Source organism: Falsiruegeria mediterranea M17, from assembly GCF_900302455.1.
GTDB classification, from domain to species: Bacteria; Pseudomonadota; Alphaproteobacteria; order Rhodobacterales; family Rhodobacteraceae; genus Falsiruegeria; species Falsiruegeria mediterranea.
Genome location: NZ_ONZG01000002.1, coordinates 90,342 through 113,629 on the forward strand (window position 1 = coordinate 90,342; position 23,288 = coordinate 113,629).

Consider the following 23,288-nt stretch of genomic DNA (forward strand, 5'->3'; position numbering starts at 1 on the left):
GTGACCGCAACCAGCCCCGTGCAATCCATCCCCGTCTACCGCGCACAGCACTTCACCGTGATCAATGGCGCCAACATGGGCGACGCGATCTCGTATATGGACGAGCTGATGCTGGACGACATCTATGCGCTTGGTCACGGTGCCATGCTGGACCGGCTGGCCTTGCAAGCGGATGCCGAAGGACTTTTCGAAGTGGCCGCAGACACCGATTGTGGCACCCCGGGCGCTTTGATCCACCTCGACTGCGCGCTCAGCCTGATGTCACCCGACGGGCAGACCACCGATGCGCTGGTCCTGGTCGAGGTTGATGACACCGGCCACATCGCCGAGCTCTATCTTCTGCCGCTTTCACCGCTTGAAGCCAAGGTCGAGTATTCCCTGGTCGGGATGGACCGTGACAGCGCCCGCCAAAAGTTCGCGCAGGTTGCTTGCGTCTCGTTCACCCGAGGCACCCACATCACGCTCGCCTCAGGCGCGCAGGTGCGGATCGAAGACCTGAATGTCGGCGACCGCATCCTGACCCGAGATGATGGCGTGCAACAGGTCCGCTGGATCGGACAGTCCACCGTGCGCGCAGTCGGAGAGCTTGCCCCGATCATGATCAAGGCGGGCGCGCTCAACAACGAGAACGATTTGCTGGTCAGCCCCGACCACCGGCTTTTCGTGTATCAGCGTTCCGACCAGATCGGCGCAGGCCAGCCCGAACTGCTGGTCAAGGCCCGCCACCTAGTGAACGGTGACACGGTGTTTGTGCAGGACGGCGGCTTTGTGGACTACTTCCAGCTGCTCTTTGACCACCACCACATCATCTACGCCGAAGGCATCGCCGCCGAAAGCATGCTGCTTGACCCGCGCACCAAACCCGCGCTGCCACAAGAGCTCATCGACCGCATTTCCCCCTTGCTGGACCAACACGGCGCCGGCGGTGAACATGGCCTCGACGTTGCCAAGGCGCTGCTGGATCGCCCCGACGCCATCGCCCTGCTGAAACGCGCCTCGCGACACTAACCAATCCGGTCACTCAAACGCCGGGCGGGCTCCCGCGCCCGCGCCAACCTGACTGCGTCAGCCCGGCGAACGGCCTTGGGCCGGGCGCCTCGCCTATGGCTCGGCGCGGTCCCGCCCGTGGCCAACGTTCCGCCAAAATCGTGGCGGCGCCGATCACTGCTGCACATCCGGCTCAATCCCGCCCCAACCACCGAGCGAAGCGAGGCCCGGCCCAACGGGAGGAGATGTTTCGTCAGGAACATCGACGACGGGTGGGAGCCCCCCGTCCCCACAAGCCCCGCATGCCGGATCACGGTCCGGTCAATACAATCGTATCTGACTTCAACATGGTGCCACAACGCTCTAGGGTGTGGGCAAAGACTGACAACGGATACTCCATGATCAAGCGCCCTCTCGCAACCGCGACCTTCCTTCTTGCCGCCGCCGCCGCCTTCGCTCACCAAGGTGTCCAGAACGAGGCGGTCAAGGCCCGCATGCATTCGATGACGCTGCTCGACAAGGACCTCAAGATGCTGATCTCGATGGCCAAGGGCGAACTCCCCATGGACGCCCCTGCCGCGCAAGAGGCCACCTACCGCATCGAAACCGGCACGCCCGACATCACCGTCCTGTTCAAAGCCCCCGAAAACGACCCCAAGTCCGAGGCCCTGCCCGCAATCTGGGACGAATTCGATCGGTTCGCCGCCTTAACCCGCGATCTGGAGCAAGCTGCCGCCACAGCCGCCCCCACGATCCAGGATCGCCCCACGCTGGCCCAAGCCATCGCCAACATTGGTGGCGCTTGCCGGGCATGTCATAAGCGGTACCGCGAACAATCCAAATAAATCATTGATATGAATGTGTTCCTGTTTATCCTCACCTATAGAAGAGGACTTTAGATGCGCATTCTATTTCTGGCAGGCACCTTGTCTGCAATCTCCACACTGGCTCTGGCTCAATCCTACGACGTGGTCATCCTGAACGGACGGGTGATGGACCCCGAAACCGGCTTTGACCAGGTCGCAAACGTGGGCATCAACAACGGCTGGATCACCGCGATCACCGCCGACACCATCCAAGGGGTCGAGAGCATCGATGCCACAAACCACGTGGTCGCCCCGGGTTTCATCGACCTGGAACAGCACGGGATCGACCCTTGGGGGATCAAGGTGAACCTGCGCGACGGCGTCACCACCCAGATGGATTTCGAAATTGGTGCGCTCAACATCGACGAATGGTACGCCAAGCGCACAGACACCACCCAGGTCAATTTCGGTACCGTGATCGGACAGGAATACGCCCGCATGCGCATCCATGACGGCATGTCGCTTGAGGGTCCGGATGTCTCGATGCCGCTCTCGCTTTCGGTCCACCGCGCGCAATCCGCCGAAGACGGCGTAGAAGGCTGGTCCGTCACCCCAAGCACCCGCGAGCAGATGAATGAGATCACCGCCATACTGGACGAGGGCCTGCGCCTGGGCGCCCTGGGCATCGGCTCGACGATCGGCTACGCCCGCGCAGGCATCACCACATACGAGATGTTCGAAGCGCAAAAAGCCGCCGCCCGCTATGGCCGCGTCACCTCGGCCCACCACCGGTTTCACCCCAGCGCCTCGACCCCGACCGAAACCCAGACCGGCGTGAACGAACTTCTGGCCAACGCCATGGTGCTGGACGCGCCTTTGCACATCCACCACGACAACGACTATGGCTGATGGGAAAATCAGGAGAAAATGCAGCTCGCCCGCGAGCGAGGCTTTAATGTCTGGGCCAGCTACTACCCTTGGACCGCAGGCTCGGGCAACTATGGTGCATCGATCATCGCCCCCGAAAACTGGGAAGGTGGTATGGGCTACAAATACGAAGAAACAATCTTTGACCCCCAACTCGACCGCTATGTCAGCAAGGACGAATTCCTGGAGTTCGCAGCGAATGAACCAGGACGCACCGCCATCGTCTTCAGCCCCCCGCGCGAGGAATGGCTCAAGGACTGGATCACCATTGGCGGCTACGCGGTCTCAGGCGACGGCATGCCTAGCCTCGACAAAGACGGCAACGCGCTCACTTGGGATTCACCTTACGAGGACTACGCAGGCCACCCCAGATCCGCAGGCACCCACGCCACGGTTCTGCGCCTCGCACGCGAGGCAAACGTGCCCTTGATGCTGACCCTGTCACAGCTCAGCTACACCCATGCCAAACGCCTAGGCGACACCGGCCTGCGCGCCATGCAACTGCGTGGCCGTATGCAAGAGGGGATGATCGCCGACATCACCATCTTTGACCCCAAGACTGTCACCGAAAACGCCACCTACAGCCGAGGCAGTAACGGCCTGCCTTCGACCGGCATTCCTTTCGTGCTGGTCAACGGCACCATCGTGGTCAAGGACAGCAAGGTTCTGAAAGATGTCAATCCAGGACAGGCCATCCGCTTTCCCGTCGAAGAGGTGGGCCGCTTCGTCCCCGCAGGGCGCGAACAGATCATGGGCATCCTGACCCCCGACACCTCCACCATGCGCCCCTCGCTGATCGACGACATCACCGATGACGAGGCCGCCCTGCAAAGCCCCGCCAGCCCCACCCAACTCGCCACTCTGACCCACAGAAGACAGCAGGACTGGTTCACCCCCTCGGGCGGCTTTGACGACAGCGCCTTGTTCTTCTGCCAGGTCCACGGCCGCATGGAAAACCGCGAAACCACCACCCTGGACTGGGCCCAGGCGATGGCTGCAAAACTTGGCGTTGCAACACCCCTGCCTCAGAACTGATGGGGCTCGAAAGTGCAAGAAGGGTCGGCGCTTAGAGCGGCTATGATTCCGACCCTGACACCTCTCGCTGAATTCTCTTCGCTTCCAGTATCAACCTCGGCAGCGTGTTGTCGTACTGATGCGCCTGAATGTGCCCGCTCAGCAGCGCTGTCCAGTAAATCCGCAGCACCTGATTGATCCGCGCCTGATAGCCCGGCCCCAGCTTGCGAAACCACCGCACCATGTCCGCGTCCAGCCGCAGGGTTACGCGGGTCTTGTCGCGCACCGTCCCGTGCCAGGTGTCCATCCCATGCCAATCGTCGGGCAGACTCTTGTCCAGCCATTCGCTCGCCAACCCATCTTGCAGCGCTTCCAGTTCATGCAGCATCTCGGTCCGTGCCTGTTTCCGGCTCACCATCGCGTTACCTTTCGTTAACCTGCCGGCAACTTTGCAGCACAAAGGTTAACGCCCGATCTGGTCACCGACCGGTGTACGGGCTGTGCACGCTTGGTGCACGCACATCACACCGCGTTTTTCTTGCGTTGCCCGCGTTCCTTACCTATACGCGCGCTCATGCTTGATACCGCCACAAACCGCCCCGAATTGCCGCCCGAGATCGCGCGCCGCCGCACATTCGCGATCATCTCACACCCGGATGCCGGCAAGACGACCCTGACGGAAAAATTCCTCCTGTATGGGGGCGCCATCCAGATGGCGGGACAGGTGCGCGCCAAGGGCGAGGCACGGCGGACGCGCTCGGACTTCATGCAGATGGAAAAGGACCGCGGCATCTCGGTTTCAGCATCGGCAATGTCGTTTGATTACAACAATTTCCGGTTCAATCTTGTGGACACGCCCGGCCACTCGGACTTCTCGGAAGACACCTATCGCACGCTCACGGCGGTGGACGCGGCGGTGATGGTGATCGACGGGGCCAAGGGTGTCGAAAGCCAGACGCAAAAGCTGTTCGAGGTCTGCCGCCTGCGCGACCTCCCGATCCTGACGTTTTGTAACAAGATGGACCGCGAAAGCCGGGATGTCTTTGAAATCATTGACGAGATTCAGGAAAACCTGGCCATCGACGTGACCCCGGCCAGCTGGCCCATCGGGGTTGGCCGCGACTTTGTCGGGTGCTACGACATCCTGCGCGACCGGCTGGAACTGATGGACCGCGCCGACCGCAACAAGGTTGCGGAAAGCATTGAAATCAACGGCTTGGACGATCCCAAACTGGCTGAACACGTGCCTGCGCATCTGCTGGAACAGCTGCAGGAAGAGCTGGAAATGGCGCGCGAGCTGCTGCCCCCGCTCGACCCGCAGGCGCTTTTGGATGGCACGCTGACCCCCATTTGGTTCGGCTCAGCAATCAACTCTTTCGGCGTCAAGGAACTGATGGACGGCATCGGCAACTACGGGCCAGAGCCGCAGATTCAATCGGCACAGCCGCGCGAGATTTCGCCAGAAGAAACAAAGGTTTCCGGCTTTGTGTTCAAGGTTCAGGCCAACATGGACCCCAAGCACCGCGACCGCGTGGCCTTTGTCCGCATGGCATCCGGTCACTTCAAACGCGGCATGAAACTGACCCATGTGCGCTCGAAGAAACCGATGGCAATCTCAAACCCGGTGCTCTTCCTCGCATCCGACCGGGAACTGGCAGAAGAGGCCTGGGCCGGAGACATCATCGGCATCCCGAACCACGGACAGCTCAGAATCGGCGACACGTTAACCGAAGGTGAAGCTTTGCGTGTTAAGGGTATTCCCAGCTTTGCGCCCGAACTGCTTCAGGGCGTGCGGGCTGGTGACCCGATGAAGGCCAAGCATCTGGAAAAGGCGCTGATGCAGTTCGCCGAAGAAGGCGCGGCGAAGGTGTTCAAGCCCTCTATCGGCTCGGGCTTTATCGTGGGCGTTGTCGGCCAGCTTCAATTTGAGGTTCTGGCCAGCCGGATCGAAATGGAATACGGCCTGCCAGTGCGGTTCGAACAGTCGCAGTTCACGTCGGCCCGTTGGGTCAGCGGTGACAAACAGGCGGTGGACAAGTTCATCAATGCCAACAAGCAGCACATCAGCCACGATCATGATGGCGATGTGGTCTATCTGACGCGCCTGCAATGGGACATCGATCGGGTCGAACGCGACTACCCGGACGTGCGCCTGACCGCGACAAAAGAGATGATGACCTGAACCTCGGGCTGGCCTAAAGTCAGCCCGATGGACATCGAAAACCCTGTATATCCCGGCGGTTACTACAGCTTGATGCGCAATCTGGAGCAGGCCGAACGGCCGTTCCAGAACGCTCATCTGGTGCTGCCTCCAACCGATGTGGACCTTTCGGCCCTGGCGACGCAAACAGTCACCACCGATCCGGGTCGTCCCCTGCCAGAGAACAAGACCGACGCACGCCGCAAGCTCCACGCGCTTGAACTGGAGTTTGACGGCGGCAATGCCCTTCATCTGCTCCACGCGTTCTCAATCGCCTTGCTGCGCCGCCGCGACGCCTCGGAAGAGGCCCGTCAGCTCTACCTGCGGATCTGGCGGGAACAAGGGCAGTTTCTCGCTGATTCCCTGTCGGTACGCTGGATGATTTCGGCTGCCACCACCTTTGGCGACCACGGCGATACCATCGAACAGCGTTTGGGCGGCCAAGGTCTGTCGATGCTTTTCGATCTTGTCAAACTACACGACAGCGAACGCCGTCTTTCAGGGCGTGGAAACGACAGTGGGTTCCCAAGGGTCCGGGGAGCAAAGCCCCGTGATTCCCTGGCCTTTGGCATGGACGCCTACTCTCTCGAACACGGGGATCTGGACATGAACATGCTGGCCCGCCTCTGGCGCCTGGCCGAAACCGATCCCGTTCTGCGGCCCCTGGGGTTCAAGATGCTGCGAATGATCATGTCCGACCGCAAAACCATCTTCGCCCGCCTGCGGCGTTACAAACCAAAGAAACCAGATGCCAAAGCCTGACACCACATGGGGCATCGTTGCCACCATCAAAGCCCCCACCCAGGACACGTTGAAATTCGCGGCCCATCATCTGGAATTGGGCGCGCATCGGGTCCACATCTATCTGGATGCCCCGGACGAGCTCGCTTTTGCCCACTTGAAAGCCCACCCCAAAGTACGCGTCACCACCTGTGACGATGCCTATTGGATCAAATGGGGCAAAGAGCGCCCCGACATGCACCAACCGCGCCAGAGCCTCAATGCCACCCGCACCTATCGCCGCAATCCACAGGTCGATTGGCTGGCTCATATCGACGTGGACGAGTTCCTGTGGCCTGCGCAACCCCTGGATCAGATCCTGGCCGCCGTAACGCCCGAGACCCTTTGCTTGCGCGCCCGCCCGCGCGAACAGCTGGCTGGCCCCGGAGACTGGTTCAAGGGGTTCATCCCCCCGGGCCCTGACCGCTCACGGCTGATCTCTGATCTCTTCCCTCTCTACGGACGCTTTGTCAAAGGTGGTTTTCTCAGCCACGTTGCCGGAAAAGTCATTGTGCGCACAGGATTGGACAAAATCGGCATCCGCATTCACAACGCCTTTCAAGGCGGGAAAACCCAGGTGCCGTCGGCTGATCTGACCGACGTGCCTCTGCTCCATTGCCACGCCAAAGACTGGGAGGACTGGCGGCGCAGCCTGGCCTTCCGCCGCAGCAAAGGCGCCTATCGTGCCAGCCTTGCCCCCAACATCGCGCGCGACAAGGGTGGGTTGTCGATGCACGAACTGCTCGCCGAGATCGAGGATCAGGAGGGGGAAGCAGGACTTCGTGCTTTCTATGACGAGTTGAATGCCATCTCGCCCGAGGGCCGCCAACGGCTCGCGGATCAAGATCTTCTGTACCAATGCCCGCTCGACCTAGACCGGAAACTCAGGAAACAGTTCCCCGATTTCGGATAAGTTGTCGCCGGAAAACAAGTTTCGTCACGTTTCATCCTTATCCAAACCCTCTGCATTTGACCGCAGCCGGGTATTTTGCTATGCCCCGACCGAGCCGTGATGCGCAATCAGCGCAGGGTCGAACGGACCCGGCTCACACCAGACGTGCGGGCCGTGAAATGTGTCCGCAAACCGCGGAAACACATGACGAAATTTACCGACCTCAACCTGAATCCCAAGGTTCTCAAGGCTATTGCTGAGGCGGGGTACGAATCCCCCACTCCAATTCAGGCCGGCGCCATCCCCCCCGCCCTGGAAGGGCGTGATGTTCTGGGGATCGCTCAGACCGGCACCGGCAAAACCGCCAGCTTCACGCTGCCGATGATCACGCTTCTGGCCCGCGGCCGGGCACGGGCGCGCATGCCGCGCAGCCTGGTGTTGTGCCCCACGCGCGAGTTGGCCGCTCAGGTGGCCGAGAATTTTGACACTTACACCAAACACATGAAGCTGACCAAAGCGCTGCTCATCGGCGGCGTCAGCTTCAAGGAGCAGGAAGCGATCATCGACAAGGGTGTCGACGTTCTGATCGCGACACCCGGCCGCCTGCTGGACCACTTTGAACGCGGCAAGCTGATCCTGTCGGACGTCAAGGTCATGGTCGTGGACGAGGCTGACCGTATGCTTGATATGGGGTTCATCCCCGATATCGAACGCATCTTTGGGTTGACCCCGTTTACCCGCCAAACGTTATTCTTCTCGGCCACGATGGCGCCCGAGATCGAGCGGATCACCAACACCTTCCTGTCGGCCCCCGAGCGGGTCGAGGTCGCACGCCAAGCCACGGCGTCCGAGACCATCGAACAAGGCGTGGTCCAGTTCAAGCCTTCTCGCCGCGACCGAGAAGGCAGTGAAAAACGCAAGGTTCTGCGCGCGCTGATCGACGGCGAAGGTGACAAGTGCACCAACGCCATCATCTTCTGCAACCGCAAGACAGATGTGGATATCTGCGCGAAATCGCTGAAGAAATACGGCTATGATGCTGCGGCCATCCACGGTGATCTGGATCAGTCGCAACGCACCAGAACGCTGGATGGGTTCCGCGACGGCTCCCTACGCCTGCTGGTCGCATCGGACGTGGCCGCGCGTGGTCTGGATGTTCCCAGCGTCAGCCATGTAATCAACTTTGACGTCCCTGGCCACCCCGAGGATTACGTCCACCGCATCGGTCGCACGGGCCGGGCCGGACGCGCGGGCAAGGCGATCACCATCTGCGGACCCCGCGATGAAAAGGCGCTGACTGCGGTTGAACAGTTGATCCAAAAAGAAATCCCGCGCCTGGAAAACCCGGTCAAATCGAAACCGGTCGAGGTCAAGGAAAAGCCCAAGGACGAAGCCAAGGAACCGCGCGAGAAGAAAAGCGCTGCCAAACCGCGCAAATCGGACAAACCGACCGAGAACAAGCAAAAGCCCCGCGGGCGTGACCGTCATGACCGGGACAACAAGGTGGTTGGCATGGGCGATCACCTGCCCAGCTTCATCGCTTTGAGCTTCGCAGAACGCCGCGCCGGCTAAGGGTTCAGAAAATCAAATCACGAAAGCGCCCCATGTACCCACATGTGGGCGCTTTTTTCATGTCTGTGCACCTTGAGCCGTGCAATGGGAACATGGCGGGTTTGCGTTAACATCCGATGTGTTGGCGTCGGGTGAACCTTATGTGACAGCCTCAACAAGATGATCCGAGATACGAAGATGAATACCAACAACATGCACTTTCCGTGCGCCGCCGAAATCGAATCCATCCGCCTGCAGGCCGAAATGGCCCGCAGCCGTGCTGTGGCTGACGGCGTAACCTCTGCGGTCAAAGCAATTTTCGCCCTGCCCCGCAAGTTCAGCCTGCTCTTTGCCCGCAAACACCCGGCGTAACCGCCAAGCAAAACCACCACTCACAAAAAAAACCGCCCACCAGATCACTCTGGTGGGCGGTTTTCCTTTTTATTTATACGACTTAGCGCATCCGGCTGGTGACGACAGTGACCTCGGGCTTCTTGCCGATCTCGGCCTGCGCGGTCTGCCGTACGATCCGACGCAGCGCCTCTTCGAGCTTGTCGTCGTCTTTCAGCGTTTTAGCTCCGGCGCGCATCAGGAACTGGTTGAGATCCTCTTCCATCACATCCACCAGCGAAGCCTTGGAGCTGCCCATGTCCGGCAAACCCATGGTCTCGCACCAGGGTTCACCCAACGGTTCATCCTCTTCGTCCAGAATGACCGTGACCAGCACATGCCCGTTGAGCGCCATGCGGATGCGATCGCGGACCACACCGTCCAATGCGCCAACCATCACCGAGCCGTCCAGATAACTGCGCCCGGTCTCGACGTATTCGGCCACCGTCGGCGCGTTGCCCGACAAGTCGAGCATCATGCCATTCACAGCCACGATACCGGGACGGCCATGGCTTTCGGCCAGTTTGGCATGGGCACGCAGGTGGCGATGTTCACCGTGCATCGGGATCACCATTTGCGGATCGACAATTCCATGCAACCGCTCCAGATCCGGACCGTTGGCATGGCCGGAGACGTGATACAGACCCGAGCTGTCATCAACCACATCCACGCCCTTTTCGCTGAGCTGGTTGATGATGCGAATGACACCTTTTTCGTTGCCCGGAATGGTTTTGGACGAGAACAGGAACAGGTCGCCTTCTTTCAGCTCAAGACCGCGATACTTGCCACGCGCCAGCTGCGCGCTTGCTGCGCGGCGCTCACCCTGGCTGCCCGTAACCAAAAGCATCAGATGATCCCGCGGCACATCGCGTGCCTCTTCGGCGCTGATCACTTTGGGGAAATCAGTCAGAACGCCGGTTTCAATCGCTGCCTCGATCATACGACGCATGGCCCGGCCCAACAGCACCACCGAGCGCCCGGCCCGGTCCGCCGCCTCGGCCAAGGTTTTCACCCGTGCGACGTTGCTGGCAAATGTTGTCGCCACCACCATGCCGGTGGCTTCACTCACCAAGCGCACGATTTCAGGCCCAACCTCGGATTCCGAGCGACCAGGATGGGCCGAAAACACGTTGGTGCTGTCACAGACCAGCGCACGTACGCCGGGCTTGGCGATCTCGGCCCACATGTCGGGGTCAAATGCCTCACCCACCACCGGGTTCGGGTCCAGTTTGAAATCGCCGGTGTGCACGACGCGACCCGCCGGGCTGTCGATGACCAGACCTGCGCTTTCAGGGATGGAATGCGACATGGGCGCAAAACCCACCGTGAACGGGCCCGCTTTGACCGTCTCGGGCCAAGTTGACGCCGTGCGCACTGCCTCTGCCGGGTGGCCGTGTTCATCTAGCTTGCGGCGCGCGATGTTGGCGGTAAAGGCGCGGGCATAGACCGGCGCACCAAGCTGGGCATAGAAATGCGCCACTCCGCCCACGTGATCCTCATGCGCGTGGGTGATGAAAATTGCGTCCAACCGGTCCGCGCGCTCCATCAGCCAAGCCATGTCGGGCATGATCAGGTCCACGCCCGGCGTGGTGTCCATATCGGGAAAGGCGACGCCCAGATCGACCAGGATAAAGCGTTCCTTGTCCGCTGCTCCATAGCCGTACACATAGGCATTCATGCCAATTTCGCCCGCCCCACCGAGGGGCAGGTAAATCAATCTCTCGCTGCTCATTGTCAGCCATTTTCCTTGTTATAGCGATGTATCACGGTCAGCCCGTGCATCGTCAAATCTTCTTCCATGGCATCAAACAGATCAGCGTTTTGCTGAAACAGCGGGGCCAGCCCGCCTGTCGCCACGATCTTCATTGGTCGGTCGCGCTCCTCACGGATGCGCGTACAAATTTCTCGCACCAAGCCGACATAGCCCCAGAACACGCCGGATTGCATACAGGCCACGGTGTTGGTGCCTACTACACGCTGTGGCTTGGCAATGTCCACATGTGGCAGCGCCGCGGCCGCCATATGCAGCGCCTCAAGGCTCAGGTTCACGCCCGGCGCAATTGCGCCGCCCACATAGGCGCCATCGTGATCCACCACGTCAAAGGTGGTTGCAGTGCCAAAATCCACCACAATCAGATCGCCGCCATGACGATCAAAGGCCCCAGCCGAGTTCACCAGACGGTCTGGCCCCACCTGCGTGCCCTCATCGACGCGCGGTTGATGCGGCAACAGGCACTCGGGCTTGCCCACGACGATGGGGCGCGCGCCAAAGAAGCGATCCGCAAAGACGCGCAGGTTGAACACTACGCGCGGCACGGTGGACGAAATGATGACCTCGGTGATGTCCACATCCAGCCCATAGTGCTTCACCAGCGTCGAATACCAGGTGAAATAGGCGTCCGCCGTCCGCGAATGATGCGTCGAGGTGCGCAGGGTGCATAGGAACTCGGTCCCGTCCCAGATCGAAAAGACGGTGTTGGTGTTGCCGCAATCGATGGCCAAGAGCATGCTCTGCCCCTTTCTCAGAAATAGACGTCGGCCGCCGGGATACTGACGCGCCCTTTGGCGGTGTTTAGGACAAGGTTGCCGTCTGCGTCCACCGTTTCAAAGGTGCCCACGGTTTCGGACGTTGCGGTACGAGCGGTAATGACCTCTCCCAACTTGGCGGCGCGGGCCAGCCAGGCGGTGCGAATGGGTTCGAACCCATAGGTCCGCAGTTGGGTTTCGTATTTGTCGAACGAAAGCGCCAGTTCCAGCAGGAAGTCCTCGGGCTCGATCTTGAGACCGGTTTCGCCGAGCAGTGAAACTGGCCGCGTGGCGCGCTGTTCCAGGATGTCCTCGGGGGGGCCAGCGATCAGATTTACGCCGATGCCAATCGCCAGATGGGTGACACCGCCTCCATTGCCCGCGCTTTCCAACAGAATGCCCGCGATCTTGCCGCCGTTCAGCAGCACATCGTTGGGCCATTTCAGCGACAGGCCGTCTGCCCGGCCCGTCACGGCCACAAACGCATCAAAGAGCGCCAGAGCCGCCACAAAGCTGCGCAGCGCCGCCTGTTCGGGCGGGCCTTCGGGGCGCAGCACCAGCGTGGACGAGAAGTTGCCACGCGGGTTCTTCCACACGCGGCCACGCCGACCGCGGCCCGCGGTCTGGTGATAGGCCATGATCCATTCCGGACCAGCCAGTGTTGGCGCGATCCGGGCGGCTTCGTTCAGGGTGCTGTCGATCTCTTCGAACACCCGGCGGCCGTATCCAAGCGGCCAGGCCTTCATGACAAAAGGCCCGGTCGTGTGACCAGGCCCCCTTGTTCGTAGCGCTGCTTCAGATCAGTTGACAAGAGTTGCCGCCGCAGCAGCTGCTGCGCCCTCAATCCCGAACTGATAGACCACACCGACCAGCATCAACGCCGCCGATCCCATCAACGCCGCCCACAGGATGGGCGAGGAATGGGTGTCGAGTGCTTCTTCGGTCTCTTCCCCGAAGTACATGTAGAACACGATCCGCAGGTAGTAGAACGCACCAATGACCGAAGCCACAGCCGAGGCAATCACAAGCCCGGTCAGATCCGCCTGCACGCCCGCCTGCCAGACGCCATACTTGGCAAAGAAGCCAAGCATCGGTGGCACACCAGCCAGCGAGAACATCAGGATCAGAACGGCCAGAGCTTTGCCCGGCTCGCGGCGACCATATTGACGCAACGCCTCAATATCGGTGACGGGCTGGCCGTCACGTTCCATCATCAGGATAAAGGCAAAGGTGCCCACGTTCATGGTTACATAGATCGCCAGGTACATCAGCATCGACTTGACGCCCAGTTCCGTGCCTGCCGCCAGACCGATCAGGGCATACCCCATATGCGCAATCGAGGAAAACGCCATCAGACGCTTGATGTCACGCTGCCCGATGGCCGCAATCGCGCCCAGGAACATCGAAAGCACCGACAGCAGGACGATGACTTGTTGCCAGTCCTTGACCGCGGCACCAAAGGCGTCGTGCATCAGACGCGCAAATAGAGCCATCGCCGCAACCTTGGGAGCGGTGGCAAAGAAGGCGGTGATCGGCGTGGGCGAGCCCTCGTAGACGTCCGGGGTCCACATGTGGAACGGCACAGCCGAAACCTTGAACGCCAGACCCGAGATCAGGAAGATCAGGCCAAACAGCATGCCCACCGACAGCTCACCATGCTTGGCGGTCTGAACGATGCCCGAGAACAGAGTGGTGCCCGAGAAGCCGTAAACCAGCGAGGCGCCATAGAGCAGCAGACCAGAGCTGAGCGCGCCCAGGACAAAGTATTTCAGACCCGCTTCGGTCGATTTCACACTGTCGCGACGCAGTGCGGCCACGACATAGAGCGCCAGCGATTGCAGCTCGAGCCCCATGTACAGCGCCATTAGATCGCCTGCTGAGACCATCATCATCATGCCGACAGCAGCCAAGGCCACCAGCAGCGGGTATTCGAACCTCAGCAGCCCGCGACGGTTCATGTAGTCCTGGCTCATCACCAGAACCGCCGCCGCACTCAGCAGGATCGCCACTTTGGAAAAGCGGGAAAAGCCGTCGTCGACGAACATGCCGTTGAACGCCACATTGGTGCCATGGCCGCCGGTTGCGATCCAGATGGCCAGCACAGCCATCAACCCGCTGGTCGTCCAGACCAGCAACGGGGCCATGCCGTCCTTGGTGGTGTAAACCGCCCCCAAGAGCGCCATCATGGCGTACACGGCCAGAACAATCTCTGGCAGGATTACGGTCAGATCAGCCTGGATCATGTCCCGGGGCCCCCTTAGTGCGTCTCGGCAACCTGAGTCGCGGCCTCTGCCGCGGCCAGGGCCGTGTCATAGTTCGAAATCAGCGCGGCAGTCGACGGGCCGATGATGTCAGTGACCAGCGAGGGGTAGACCCCCAGCAGAATGGTCATCACGATCAGCGGTGTGAACACTGCACGCTCGCGCGAGCTCATGTCGGTGATGGACTTGAGGCTTTCCTTGATCAGGTCGCCAAAGACCACCCGGCGATACAGCCATAGAGCGTACCCAGCCGAGAAGATCACGCCAGAGGTCGCAACAGCCGCCACCCAGGTGTTGACCTGGAAGATGCCCATGAGGGTCAGGAATTCGCCGACAAAGCCTGAGGTACCCGGCAGGCCAACGTTGGCCATGGTGAACAGCATGAACACCAGCGCATAGGCAGGCATCCGGTTCACCAGACCACCATAGGCGTCGATGTCGCGGGTGTGCATCCGGTCATAGATCACGCCTACACACAAGAACAGCGCCGCCGAGATGAAGCCGTGGCTGATCATCTGGAAAATCGCGCCGTCAACCCCCTGCTGATTGGCCGCAAAGATGCCCATGGTCACAAAGCCCATGTGCGCAACCGACGAATAGGCGATCAGCTTCTTCATGTCCTCCTGCACCATCGCCACCAGCGAGGTGTAGACAATCGCAATCGCCGACATCCACAACACCAGCGGCGTCAGAACCTCTGCCCCAACCGGGAACATCGGCAGACTGAAGCGCAAGAAGCCATAGCCGCCCATCTTCAGCAGGATCGCGGCCAGCACGACCGAACCAGCGGTCGGCGCCTGCACGTGCGCATCCGGCAACCAGGTGTGCACCGGCCACATCGGCATCTTGACCGCGAAGCTGGCAAAGAAGGCCAGGAACATCAGCGTCTGCATGCCGCCCACGACGTAGATTCCCAGCACGCTGAAGCTCTGCGAAGCGAACTGATGGCTCATCAGCGCCTCTATGTCTGTGGTGCCTGCATCCACATACATCGCCACCATCGCAACCAGCATCAGCACCGAGCCAAGGAAGGTGTAGAGGAAGAACTTGAAGCTGGCATAGATGCGTTCCTTGCCGCCCCAGATGCCGATGATCAGGAACATCGGGATCAGGCCCGCCTCGAAGAACAGGTAGAACAGGATCAGATCCAGCGCCATGAACACGCCCAGCATGAGCGTTTCCAAGAGCAGGAAGGCGATCATGTATTCCTTGACCCGCGTTTCCACGTTCCAGCTGGCCAGGATGGTCAGCGGCATGATGAAGGTGGTCAGCAGGACAAACAGAACGCTGATGCCGTCAACGCCCATCTTGTACTTCAGCCCCATGAACCATTCGGCCTCTTCCACGAACTGAAAGCCCGTGTTGGCCGGATCAAAGCCCGTGTAGATGCCGATGGACACCAGGAAGGTCACGGTCGTTGCAAACAACGCCCCCCATTTGGCGTTGCGCTGCGCGGCTGCATCTTCGCCGCGCAGGAACACGGCCAGGATGAGCGCGGCAATCGCCGGGACAAAGGTGACGATGGAGAGGATATTATCCATTAGTGTGCGCCTCCGCCGATCGACATCCAGGTGACCAGAGCAGCAATGCCCAGAACCATCCAGAAGGCATAGGTAAAGATGTAGCCCGACTGCGCCTTGCCTGCGAGGCGGGTAAAGAAGGGAACAACGCCCATGGCCACCCCGTTCAGGAAGCCATCAATGGTGTTGCCGTCGCCTCGTTTCCACAGGAAGCGGCCAATCGCCAGGGCGGGTTTGACAAAGATCGCGTCATAGAGTTCGTCAAAATACCACTTGTTCTTGAGGAACCTGTAGAGCGGGTTGAAGTTCTCGACCATGCGGCCGGGCATCGCCGGGTTCCAGACATAGAACCAAAGCGCCACGATCAAACCCAAGGCCATCGCGATGAAGGGCGAAACCTTGACCCATTTGGGTGCGGCATGCGCGTCATCAAGAACGGTGTTGTCCGGTGCCATGTACAAAGCACCCTCACCCAGTTCACCTGCAAAGACATAGTGATGCTCGCCTGAAGATGCCTTGCCATGTTCGTCATCTGCGTGACCCGCTTCATCGCTGTGGCCATCCGACGACACAGTGTCGGAACCGGATGCGCCGTGCGAGGTGTCATGACCTTCGGCTGCGGCCTCGGCAACCGGGATGCCGTAGAACTTGGCAACCTGATCGGTGTGACCAAAGAAGCTGTTGTACCAGATCATACCGGCAAAGACGGCACCAGCAGACAGAACACCAAGCGGCACCAGCATGACCATAGGGCTTTCATGCGCGTGCTCGTGGGTGTGCTTGTCGCCACGCTCTTCACCATAGAAGGTGAGCAGGATCAAACGCCAGCTGTAGAACGATGTCATCGCAGCGGCCACAACCAGCAGCCAGAAACCATAAGACGACCCGCCTGCATAAGCGCTTTCGATGATCGCGTCCTTTGACAGGAAGCCCGCAAATCCAAAGTGCGTCAGCGGAATGCCCACACCGGTGATGGCCAGCGTACCAATCATCATCGCCGCAAAGGTATAGGGGATCTTCTTACGCAGGTTGCCATAGTTCATCATGTCCTGCTCGTGGTGCATCGCGTGGATGACCGAACCGGCCCCAAGGAACAACAGCGCCTTGAAGAAAGCGTGCGTGAACAGGTGGAACATCGCCGCCGAATACATGCCCACACCCGCGGCCACGAACATGTAGCCAAGCTGCGAACAGGTCGAATAGGCGATGACGCGCTTGATGTCGGTCTGAACCAGACCCACGGTCGCGGCAAAGAATGCGGTTGTGGCACCAAGGACGGTGATGAACCCGGTCGCGCCCGGCGCAAATTCCATCAGCGGCGACATGCGGCAGACCAGGAAGACACCGGCGGTGACCATGGTTGCGGCGTGGATCAGCGCCGACACAGGCGTCGGGCCCTCCATCGCGTCCGGCAGCCAGGTGTGCAGGATCAACTGCGCCGATTTACCCATGGCGCCGATGAAGAGCAGCACACAGACAACCTCGATCGCGGACCATTCGGCCCACAGGAACGTCAGCTGCGTCTCGGCCAGAGTGGGCGCGGCAGCAAAGATGTCGTCAAAGTTGATGCTGTCGACCAAAAAGAACAGCGCGAAGATGCCAAGCGCAAAACCGAAGTCACCCACACGGTTGACGATGAACGCTTTCATCGCCGCCGCATTGGCCGACGGCTTGCGATAGTAGAAGCCGATCAGAAGGTAGGATGCGACGCCCACGCCTTCCCAGCCAAAGAACATCTGCACCAGGTTGTCGGCGGTCACCAGCATCAGCATGGCGAAGGTAAAGAACGACAGATAGGCAAAGAAGCGCGGCTTATAGCTCTCACCTTCGCGCCACTGCGGATCGTGATCCATGTAGCCAAAGGAATAAAGGTGCACGAGCGCCGAAACCGTGGTGACAACGATCAGCATGATCGCGGTCATCCGGTCCAGACGGATCGCCCAGTCGGTGCTCAGCGCGCCGCTTTCGATCCAGCGCAGGATCTCGATCTGCTGGGTGACACCGTCAAAGGTGAAAAAGACGATCCAGCTGAGCAGGCAGCTCAGGAACAGCAGGCCAGTGGCGGTCCACATGGCGGCTTTTTCGCCCAGGAATTTCCAGCCGAACCCGCACAGGATCGCGCCGACCAGAGGGGCAAAGAGGATAGTGGTTTCCATAATCTCTTAACCCTTCATCACGTTGATGTCTTCGACGGCGATGGTGCCGCGGTTGCGGAAGAAGCAGACCAGGATGGCCAGACCAATCGCGGCCTCGGCGGCGGCAACGGTCAGCACAAATAGCGTGAAGACCTGACCGACCAGATCGCCAAGGAAACTGGAGAACGCCACAAGGTTGATGTTCACCGCGAGCAGCATCAGTTCGATGCTCATCAGCAGGATGATCACGTTCTTGCGGTTCAGGAAGAGACCGAAGATGCCAATGACAAACAGCGTCGCCGCGACCGTCAGATAGTGTTCAAGTCCGATCATGGTTACAGCCCCTGCCCCGGTTTGACGTCCTTGAGTTCCATCGCGGTTGCCGGGTCGCGCATCATCTGGGCAACGATGTCCTGACGCTTGATGTCGGTCCGATGGCGCAGTGTCAGCACGATGGCGCCGATCATTGCCACCAGCAGGATCAGACCTGCCAGCTGGAACAGAAGGAAATATTGGTCGTAAAGAATGACGCCGAGCGCCTCGGTGTTGTGGCGATCAGCGGGCACCGGCTGCGCCAGATGATTTGCGGCACCCGGAGCACTTTCCCATGCGCCAAAGGCCATCACGAACTGCATCAGGATGACCAGGCCGATCAGCAAGGCCAGCGGCATATAGCGCGCCATCTCGGCCTTCAACTCGGCAAAGTCCACATCCAGCATCATCACCACAAACAGGAACAGCACCGCGACCGCGCCCACGTAGACGATGATCAGCAGCATCGCCACGAATTCCGCCCCCAGCAGAACAAACAGCCCCGCTGATGAGATGAACGACAAGATCAACCACAGCACCGAATGCACCGGCTGGCGGCTGATCACGGTGAACAGCCCCCCGGTGATCGCGCTGATCGCGAATAGGTAAAAGGCAAATACACTCATGTTTCGCTGTCCCCTTCTTCGCCCATGACCTCTTGCGCCAACTCCAGTGCGCGGGTCATGGCCGGAATGCCGGCAAACACCGACATCTGTCCGATCGTTTCAACGATCTCTTGTTTCTTGGCGCCCGCCTCGACCGCGTGGCGCACCGTTTGGCGCACAGCTGAATCCGCCTGCGCGCCCTGCATGGTCAACCCTGCCAACGTAATCAACAGACGTGTCTTGGCATCCAGCCCGTCCTTGTTGACGGTGTTGCCAAACATCATCTCCATCACCTCTTTGGGCATGGTCGGCCACATGGCTTCGAACCCTTTGAAGGCGTCGGTGGGCGAGAAGTTTTCAAGCGCGGGGTTCATGGCCTTGGCCATGTCCTGCGCCTGCTTCATCATCATCTCGAACGGGTTTTTCGGGTCGGTCATCGGTAGGGCGCATCCATTTCCAGGTTGCGGGCAATTTCGGCTTCCCACCGCTCGCCGTTCGCCAACAGCTTGTCCTTGTCATAGAACAACTCTTCGCGGGTCTCAGTAGCGAATTCGAAATTCGGCCCCTCGACGATGGCATCCACCGGGCAAGCCTCTTGGCAGAAGCCGCAGTAGATGCATTTGGTCATGTCGATGTCATAGCGCGTCGTGCGGCGGCTACCGTCTTCGCGCGGTTCCGCGTCGATGGTGATCGCCTGTGCCGGGCAGACCGCCTCGCACAGTTTGCAGGCGATACAGCGTTCTTCGCCGTTGGGATAGCGGCGCAGCGCGTGTTCACCCCGGAAGCGGGGCGACAGAGGCCCCTTTTCATGCGGGTAGTTGATCGTTGCCTTGGGCGCGAAGAAATACTTCAGCCCCAGTTTCATGCCGACCCAGAAATCCTGTAGCAGGAAATATTTGGCGGCGCGGGTGTAGTCGATGTTTGCCATGATCAGCCCCCTACACTCCAGCGGGCGAATGCCCCCCAGAACCAGTCGAATTTTGCCGCAAAGGCCACGAAAACCACCCAACCCAGCGAGAACGGCAGGAACACTTTCCAGCCCAGGCGCATCAGCTGGTCATAGCGGTAGCGTGGCGTGATCGCCTTGACCATCGCGAAGAGGAAGAAGAAGAACGCCATCTTGGCGACCATCCACAGCACGCCATCGGGCAATCCGGGGATCGGCGACAGCCAGCCCCCAAAGAACAAGAGCGTGGTCAGCGCACACATCAGGAAGATCGCGATGTATTCACCTGCCATGAACAACAGGAATGGGGTTGCCGAATATTCCACCTGATACCCGGCCACCAGTTCGGATTCCGCTTCAGGCAGGTCGAATGGGGGTCGGTTGGTCTCGGCCAGTGCCGAGATGAAGAACAGGAAGACCATCGGGAAATGCGGCAGCCAGTACCAGTTGAACAGGCCCAGATTGCCGTCTTGCGCGCGCACGATGTCGCCAAAGTTCATCGAACCGGTCGACAGGATCACGCCGATGATGATCAGACCGATGGACACCTCGTACGAGATCATCTGCGCGGCTGACCGCAGCGATCCCAGGAACGGGTATTTCGAGTTCGAGGCCCAACCGCCCATGATCACGCCATAAACCTCAAGCGAGGAGACAGCGAAGACATAGAGGATCGCGACGTTGATGTCCGACAGAACCCAACCATCGTTGAACGGGATCACCGCCCAGGCAATCATTGCCAGAACGAACGAGGTCAGCGGTGCCAGGATAAACACGGTGCGGTCGGCACCGGCGGGGATCACCACCTCTTTGACCACATATTTCAGCGCGTCCGCCACCGATTGCAGCAGGCCATAGACGCCCACGACGTTGGGGCCCCGACGCATCTGAACCGCTGCCCAGATCTTGCGGTCGCCGTAAACCAGAAAGAGCAGCGAGATCATCACAAAGGCAACAACTGCAAGCACTTGCGCCAGGATAATCACGGCGATGCCGCCTGGGGTGTTAAAGAATTCAGCCATAGGTCCTCACACCGTGGGTATTCCGTTTTCCGCGCAATTGGCGACCACGACTTCGGCGTCGATGGTATCCAACCCACGGGGTAATGATGACGAGATGGTGTAAACAGCATCCGCCGACCACACGCCACCTTTTTCATTCATGTTTGTGCGCAAATGCCGCGCAAAGCCGTAGCCACGGATCAGCGCATACTGCGCCGCCGCACATTCGGCATAGGCGTCCACATCCCGTTCGTTGCGGGCGCCTGTCATTGTCACATCGAATTGCACCAGATCCCCGTCCAGGAGCGAGGTTTCAACGCCCTGATAGTCAGGCGAGAACCGTGTCACCGTATCACCGGCCTGCTCGTCACAAGCCGCCAATGCGATCAGGGATATGAGTGCGATCCGGATCATTCTGCCGCAATCTGCTCCGCGGAGCGCGCCTTGGCCCCGGCCGACAGTTCAGCCATCAGCTCGGATGCGCGGGCAATCGGGTTGGTCAGGTAGAAATCCTTGACCGCAGTGCGGAAGGTCGCCTTGCCAAGCGGGCCCGCGTTCAGTGCCTGCACTTCATTTTCGACGACCTCGTCGATCCGGGCCAGATGCGGGACAGCCGCAACCAGTGCCTGGCGAAGTTGTGCGAGGCTGTCGTACGGCAGTGCTTCACCGGTTTCCGCGCTCAATGCGCGCAGGATAGCCCAGTTCTCCTTGGCCTCACCTGGCGCAAATCCGGCGCGCAGGGCCAACTGCGGGCGGCCTTCGGTGTTCACAAACAGGCCGTTCTCTTCGGTATAGGCCGCACCGGGCAGGATCACGTCGGCGCGATGCGCGCCACGGTCGCCATGGCTGCCCTGATAGATAACAAAGGCACCGTCTCCGATTTCGACCTCGTCGGCACCAAGGTTATAGATCACGTCCGCTTCGCTGATCGCGTCCATACCACCTTCGTTGGTCGCATCTACATCCATGGCACCGACGCGGGATGCAGCAGTGTGCAGGATCAACAAACCGCTTTCGGTGTTGGTCGCAACCGCCTGGGCCGCGGCCAGAACAGCCGCGCCGTCCGCCTCTTGCAGGGCGCCCTGCCCCACGATCACCAGCGAGCGCTTGGCCTTGATTTCGTCATCTCCGCCCATGTCGACAACCTTTTGCAGCGCGGCGCGGTCCTCACCCATATGGGCATAGTCATAGGTCAGATCGACAGCCTGACCGACCAGCGCGACCTCGGCCCCGTGGATCCAGGCTTTGCGAATACGCGCGTTCAGCACCGGCGCCTCGTTACGAGGGTCAGTGCCGATCAGCAGGATGCGCTCGGCGCTGTCGATGTCCTCGATGGCCGCGGTCCCGGCATAGGCGCCACGGTTGCCCGCTGGCAGCTTTGCACCGTCGGTGCGGCATTCCACAACGCCGCCTTTACCCTCGACCAGTTGCTTCAGCGCAAATGTCGCCTCGACCGAAGCCAGATCGCCAACCAGACCGGCCAGTTTTTCGGCTCCGTTGATCGCCTTGGCCGCAGCGGCCAGAGCCTCGGGCCAGCTTGCAGGCTTCAGCTTGCCGTCAACGCGCACGTAAGGGCGGTCCAGACGCTGTCGGCGCAACCCGTCCCAGACAAAGCGGGTCTTGTCGCTGATCCATTCCTCGTTCACGCCGTCATGGTTGCGCGGCAGGAAACGCATCACTTCACGGCCCTTGGTATCGACGCGGATGTTCGAACCCAGGGCGTCCATGACATCGATGCTTTCGGTCTTGGTCAGCTCCCACGGGCGCGCGGTAAAGGCGTATGGTTTCGACGTCAGCGCGCCAACCGGGCACAGGTCGATGATGTTGCCCTGCAGGTTCGAGACCAGCGTTTCGTTCAGATAGCTGGTGATCTCGGCATCTTCACCGCGACCGGTTTGGCCCATCTGGGTGATGCCCGCGACCTCGGTCGTGAAGCGCACACAGCGGGTGCAGCTGATGCAGCGGGTCATCGCGGTGGACACCAGCGGGCCGAGGTCCAGATCGTCGACCGCACGCTTGGCTTCTTTGAAACGGGTCGCCGAGATGCCATAGGCCATCGCCTGATCCTGCAGATCACACTCGCCGCCCTGATCGCAGATCGGGCAATCCAGCGGGTGGTTTATGAGCATGAACTCCATCACCCCTTCGCGGGCCTTCTTGACCATGGGCGAGTTTGTCTTGACCACCGGCGCCTGACCTTCGGGGCCAGGACGCAGATCGCGCACCTGCATCGCACATGAGGCGGCAGGCTTGGGCGGACCGCCCACAACCTCGACCAGGCACATGCGGCAGTTGCCCGCGATGGACAGACGCTCGTGATAACAGAACCGCGGCACCTCGACCCCGGCCTGCTCACAGGCCTGGATCAGGGTCATCGCGCCGTCCACTTCGAGCTCTTGCCCATCGATATTGATCTTGCGGAGGTCAGACATGGT

Annotated in this window: 23 protein-coding genes; 9 read left to right on the top strand and 14 right to left on the bottom strand. The window is 60.4% G+C overall.

Going from position 1 to position 23,288, the window contains the following annotated elements; translation table 11 throughout:
• The 4 genes from TRM7615_RS03740 (at position 1) to TRM7615_RS03755 (ending at position 3,755) form a co-directional block, all read left to right on the top strand.
• Positions 1–1,008 (top strand): Hint domain-containing protein, encoded by a 1,008-nt coding sequence (locus tag TRM7615_RS03740; RefSeq protein WP_235824012.1) that lies wholly within the window; start codon positions 1–3, stop codon positions 1,006–1,008.
• Positions 1,009–1,385: 377 nt separating this feature from the next.
• Positions 1,386–1,832, top strand: a complete 447-nt coding sequence (locus tag TRM7615_RS25435) for a c-type cytochrome (RefSeq protein ID WP_165821357.1) — start codon at positions 1,386–1,388, stop codon at positions 1,830–1,832.
• A 54-nt stretch (positions 1,833–1,886) separates the two neighbouring features.
• A complete protein-coding gene (locus tag TRM7615_RS03750; protein ID WP_108785580.1) occupies positions 1,887–2,702 on the top strand; it encodes an amidohydrolase family protein in 816 nt (271 codons plus the stop codon).
• Between the two features lie 18 nt (positions 2,703–2,720).
• Entirely contained in the window at positions 2,721–3,755 is a 1,035-nt protein-coding gene (locus TRM7615_RS03755; protein ID WP_108785581.1) for an amidohydrolase family protein, read from the top strand.
• Positions 3,756–3,795: 40 nt separating this feature from the next.
• On the opposite strand, the gene TRM7615_RS03760 is transcribed toward TRM7615_RS03755, so the two are convergent.
• Positions 3,796–4,149 (bottom strand): BrnA antitoxin family protein, encoded by a 354-nt coding sequence (locus TRM7615_RS03760; protein WP_235824013.1) that lies wholly within the window; start codon positions 4,147–4,149, stop codon positions 3,796–3,798.
• Between the two features lie 159 nt (positions 4,150–4,308).
• Between TRM7615_RS03760 and TRM7615_RS03765 the strand changes: the two genes are divergently transcribed.
• The 5 genes from TRM7615_RS03765 (at position 4,309) to TRM7615_RS25440 (ending at position 9,529) form a co-directional block, all read left to right on the top strand.
• On the top strand, positions 4,309–5,916 hold the full coding sequence (locus tag TRM7615_RS03765) for a peptide chain release factor 3 (protein ID WP_108785582.1): 1,608 nt from the start codon (positions 4,309–4,311) through the stop codon (positions 5,914–5,916).
• Between the two features lie 27 nt (positions 5,917–5,943).
• The gene (locus TRM7615_RS03770) at positions 5,944–6,696 is read left to right on the top strand and encodes a hypothetical protein (protein WP_108785583.1); all 753 of its coding nucleotides are present in this window, start codon (positions 5,944–5,946) and stop codon (positions 6,694–6,696) included.
• Positions 6,683–7,627, top strand: a complete 945-nt coding sequence (locus tag TRM7615_RS03775) for a glycosyltransferase family 2 protein (protein WP_108785584.1) — start codon at positions 6,683–6,685, stop codon at positions 7,625–7,627. The genes TRM7615_RS03770 and TRM7615_RS03775 overlap by 14 nt, the downstream gene beginning before the upstream one ends.
• A 183-nt stretch (positions 7,628–7,810) precedes the next feature.
• The gene (locus tag TRM7615_RS03780; protein WP_108785585.1) at positions 7,811–9,178 is read left to right on the top strand and encodes a DEAD/DEAH box helicase; all 1,368 of its coding nucleotides are present in this window, start codon (positions 7,811–7,813) and stop codon (positions 9,176–9,178) included.
• 177 nt (positions 9,179–9,355) lie between these two features.
• Positions 9,356–9,529, top strand: a complete 174-nt coding sequence (locus tag TRM7615_RS25440; RefSeq protein ID WP_165821358.1) for a hypothetical protein — start codon at positions 9,356–9,358, stop codon at positions 9,527–9,529.
• Positions 9,530–9,611: 82 nt separating this feature from the next.
• Here TRM7615_RS25440 and TRM7615_RS03790 read toward each other — a convergent pair whose 3' ends face one another.
• The 13 genes from TRM7615_RS03790 to nuoG are packed head-to-tail and all read right to left on the bottom strand — an operon-like array spanning position 9,612 to position 23,285.
• On the bottom strand, positions 9,612–11,279 hold the full coding sequence (locus TRM7615_RS03790; RefSeq protein WP_108785587.1) for a ribonuclease J: 1,668 nt from the start codon (positions 11,277–11,279) through the stop codon (positions 9,612–9,614).
• A gap of 2 nt (positions 11,280–11,281) precedes the next feature.
• Positions 11,282–12,055 carry a type III pantothenate kinase gene (locus TRM7615_RS03795; protein WP_085795147.1) on the bottom strand — a complete coding sequence of 258 codons (774 nt, stop codon included), beginning with the start codon at positions 12,053–12,055 and terminating at the stop codon, positions 11,282–11,284.
• 14 nt (positions 12,056–12,069) lie between these two features.
• Positions 12,070–12,819, bottom strand: coding sequence for a biotin--[acetyl-CoA-carboxylase] ligase (locus tag TRM7615_RS03800; protein WP_108785588.1), 750 nt, complete (start codon positions 12,817–12,819; stop codon positions 12,070–12,072).
• A 54-nt stretch (positions 12,820–12,873) separates the two neighbouring features.
• Positions 12,874–14,316: an NADH-quinone oxidoreductase subunit NuoN gene (gene nuoN, locus TRM7615_RS03805; RefSeq protein ID WP_108785589.1), complete on the bottom strand. Its 1,443-nt coding sequence runs from the start codon at positions 14,314–14,316 to the stop codon at positions 12,874–12,876.
• A gap of 14 nt (positions 14,317–14,330) precedes the next feature.
• Entirely contained in the window at positions 14,331–15,875 is a 1,545-nt protein-coding gene (locus TRM7615_RS03810; protein ID WP_108785590.1) for an NADH-quinone oxidoreductase subunit M, read from the bottom strand.
• Positions 15,875–18,010 carry an NADH-quinone oxidoreductase subunit L gene (gene nuoL / locus TRM7615_RS03815; RefSeq protein WP_108785591.1) on the bottom strand — a complete coding sequence of 712 codons (2,136 nt, stop codon included), beginning with the start codon at positions 18,008–18,010 and terminating at the stop codon, positions 15,875–15,877. The genes TRM7615_RS03810 and nuoL overlap by 1 nt, the downstream gene beginning before the upstream one ends.
• Before the next feature lie 6 nt (positions 18,011–18,016).
• Positions 18,017–18,322 carry an NADH-quinone oxidoreductase subunit NuoK gene (gene nuoK, locus TRM7615_RS03820; protein WP_005624625.1) on the bottom strand — a complete coding sequence of 102 codons (306 nt, stop codon included), beginning with the start codon at positions 18,320–18,322 and terminating at the stop codon, positions 18,017–18,019.
• Positions 18,323–18,324: 2 nt separating this feature from the next.
• Positions 18,325–18,927, bottom strand: coding sequence for an NADH-quinone oxidoreductase subunit J (locus TRM7615_RS03825; protein ID WP_108785592.1), 603 nt, complete (start codon positions 18,925–18,927; stop codon positions 18,325–18,327).
• Positions 18,924–19,343 (bottom strand): carboxymuconolactone decarboxylase family protein, encoded by a 420-nt coding sequence (locus TRM7615_RS03830; RefSeq protein ID WP_108785593.1) that lies wholly within the window; start codon positions 19,341–19,343, stop codon positions 18,924–18,926. The genes TRM7615_RS03825 and TRM7615_RS03830 overlap by 4 nt, the downstream gene beginning before the upstream one ends.
• Positions 19,340–19,834 carry an NADH-quinone oxidoreductase subunit NuoI gene (gene nuoI / locus TRM7615_RS03835; RefSeq protein WP_108785594.1) on the bottom strand — a complete coding sequence of 165 codons (495 nt, stop codon included), beginning with the start codon at positions 19,832–19,834 and terminating at the stop codon, positions 19,340–19,342. Before nuoI ends, TRM7615_RS03830 begins: the two co-directional genes overlap by 4 nt.
• 2 nt (positions 19,835–19,836) lie before the next feature.
• Positions 19,837–20,874 (bottom strand): NADH-quinone oxidoreductase subunit NuoH, encoded by a 1,038-nt coding sequence (gene nuoH / locus TRM7615_RS03840; protein WP_108785595.1) that lies wholly within the window; start codon positions 20,872–20,874, stop codon positions 19,837–19,839.
• Positions 20,875–20,880: 6 nt separating this feature from the next.
• Complete coding sequence (locus TRM7615_RS03845; protein ID WP_108785596.1) at positions 20,881–21,267, bottom strand: YNQ4 family lipoprotein; 387 nt, start codon at positions 21,265–21,267, stop codon at positions 20,881–20,883.
• Complete coding sequence (gene nuoG / locus TRM7615_RS03850) at positions 21,264–23,285, bottom strand: NADH-quinone oxidoreductase subunit NuoG (RefSeq protein ID WP_108785597.1); 2,022 nt, start codon at positions 23,283–23,285, stop codon at positions 21,264–21,266. The genes TRM7615_RS03845 and nuoG overlap by 4 nt, the downstream gene beginning before the upstream one ends.
• Positions 23,286–23,288: the final 3 nt, after the last annotated feature.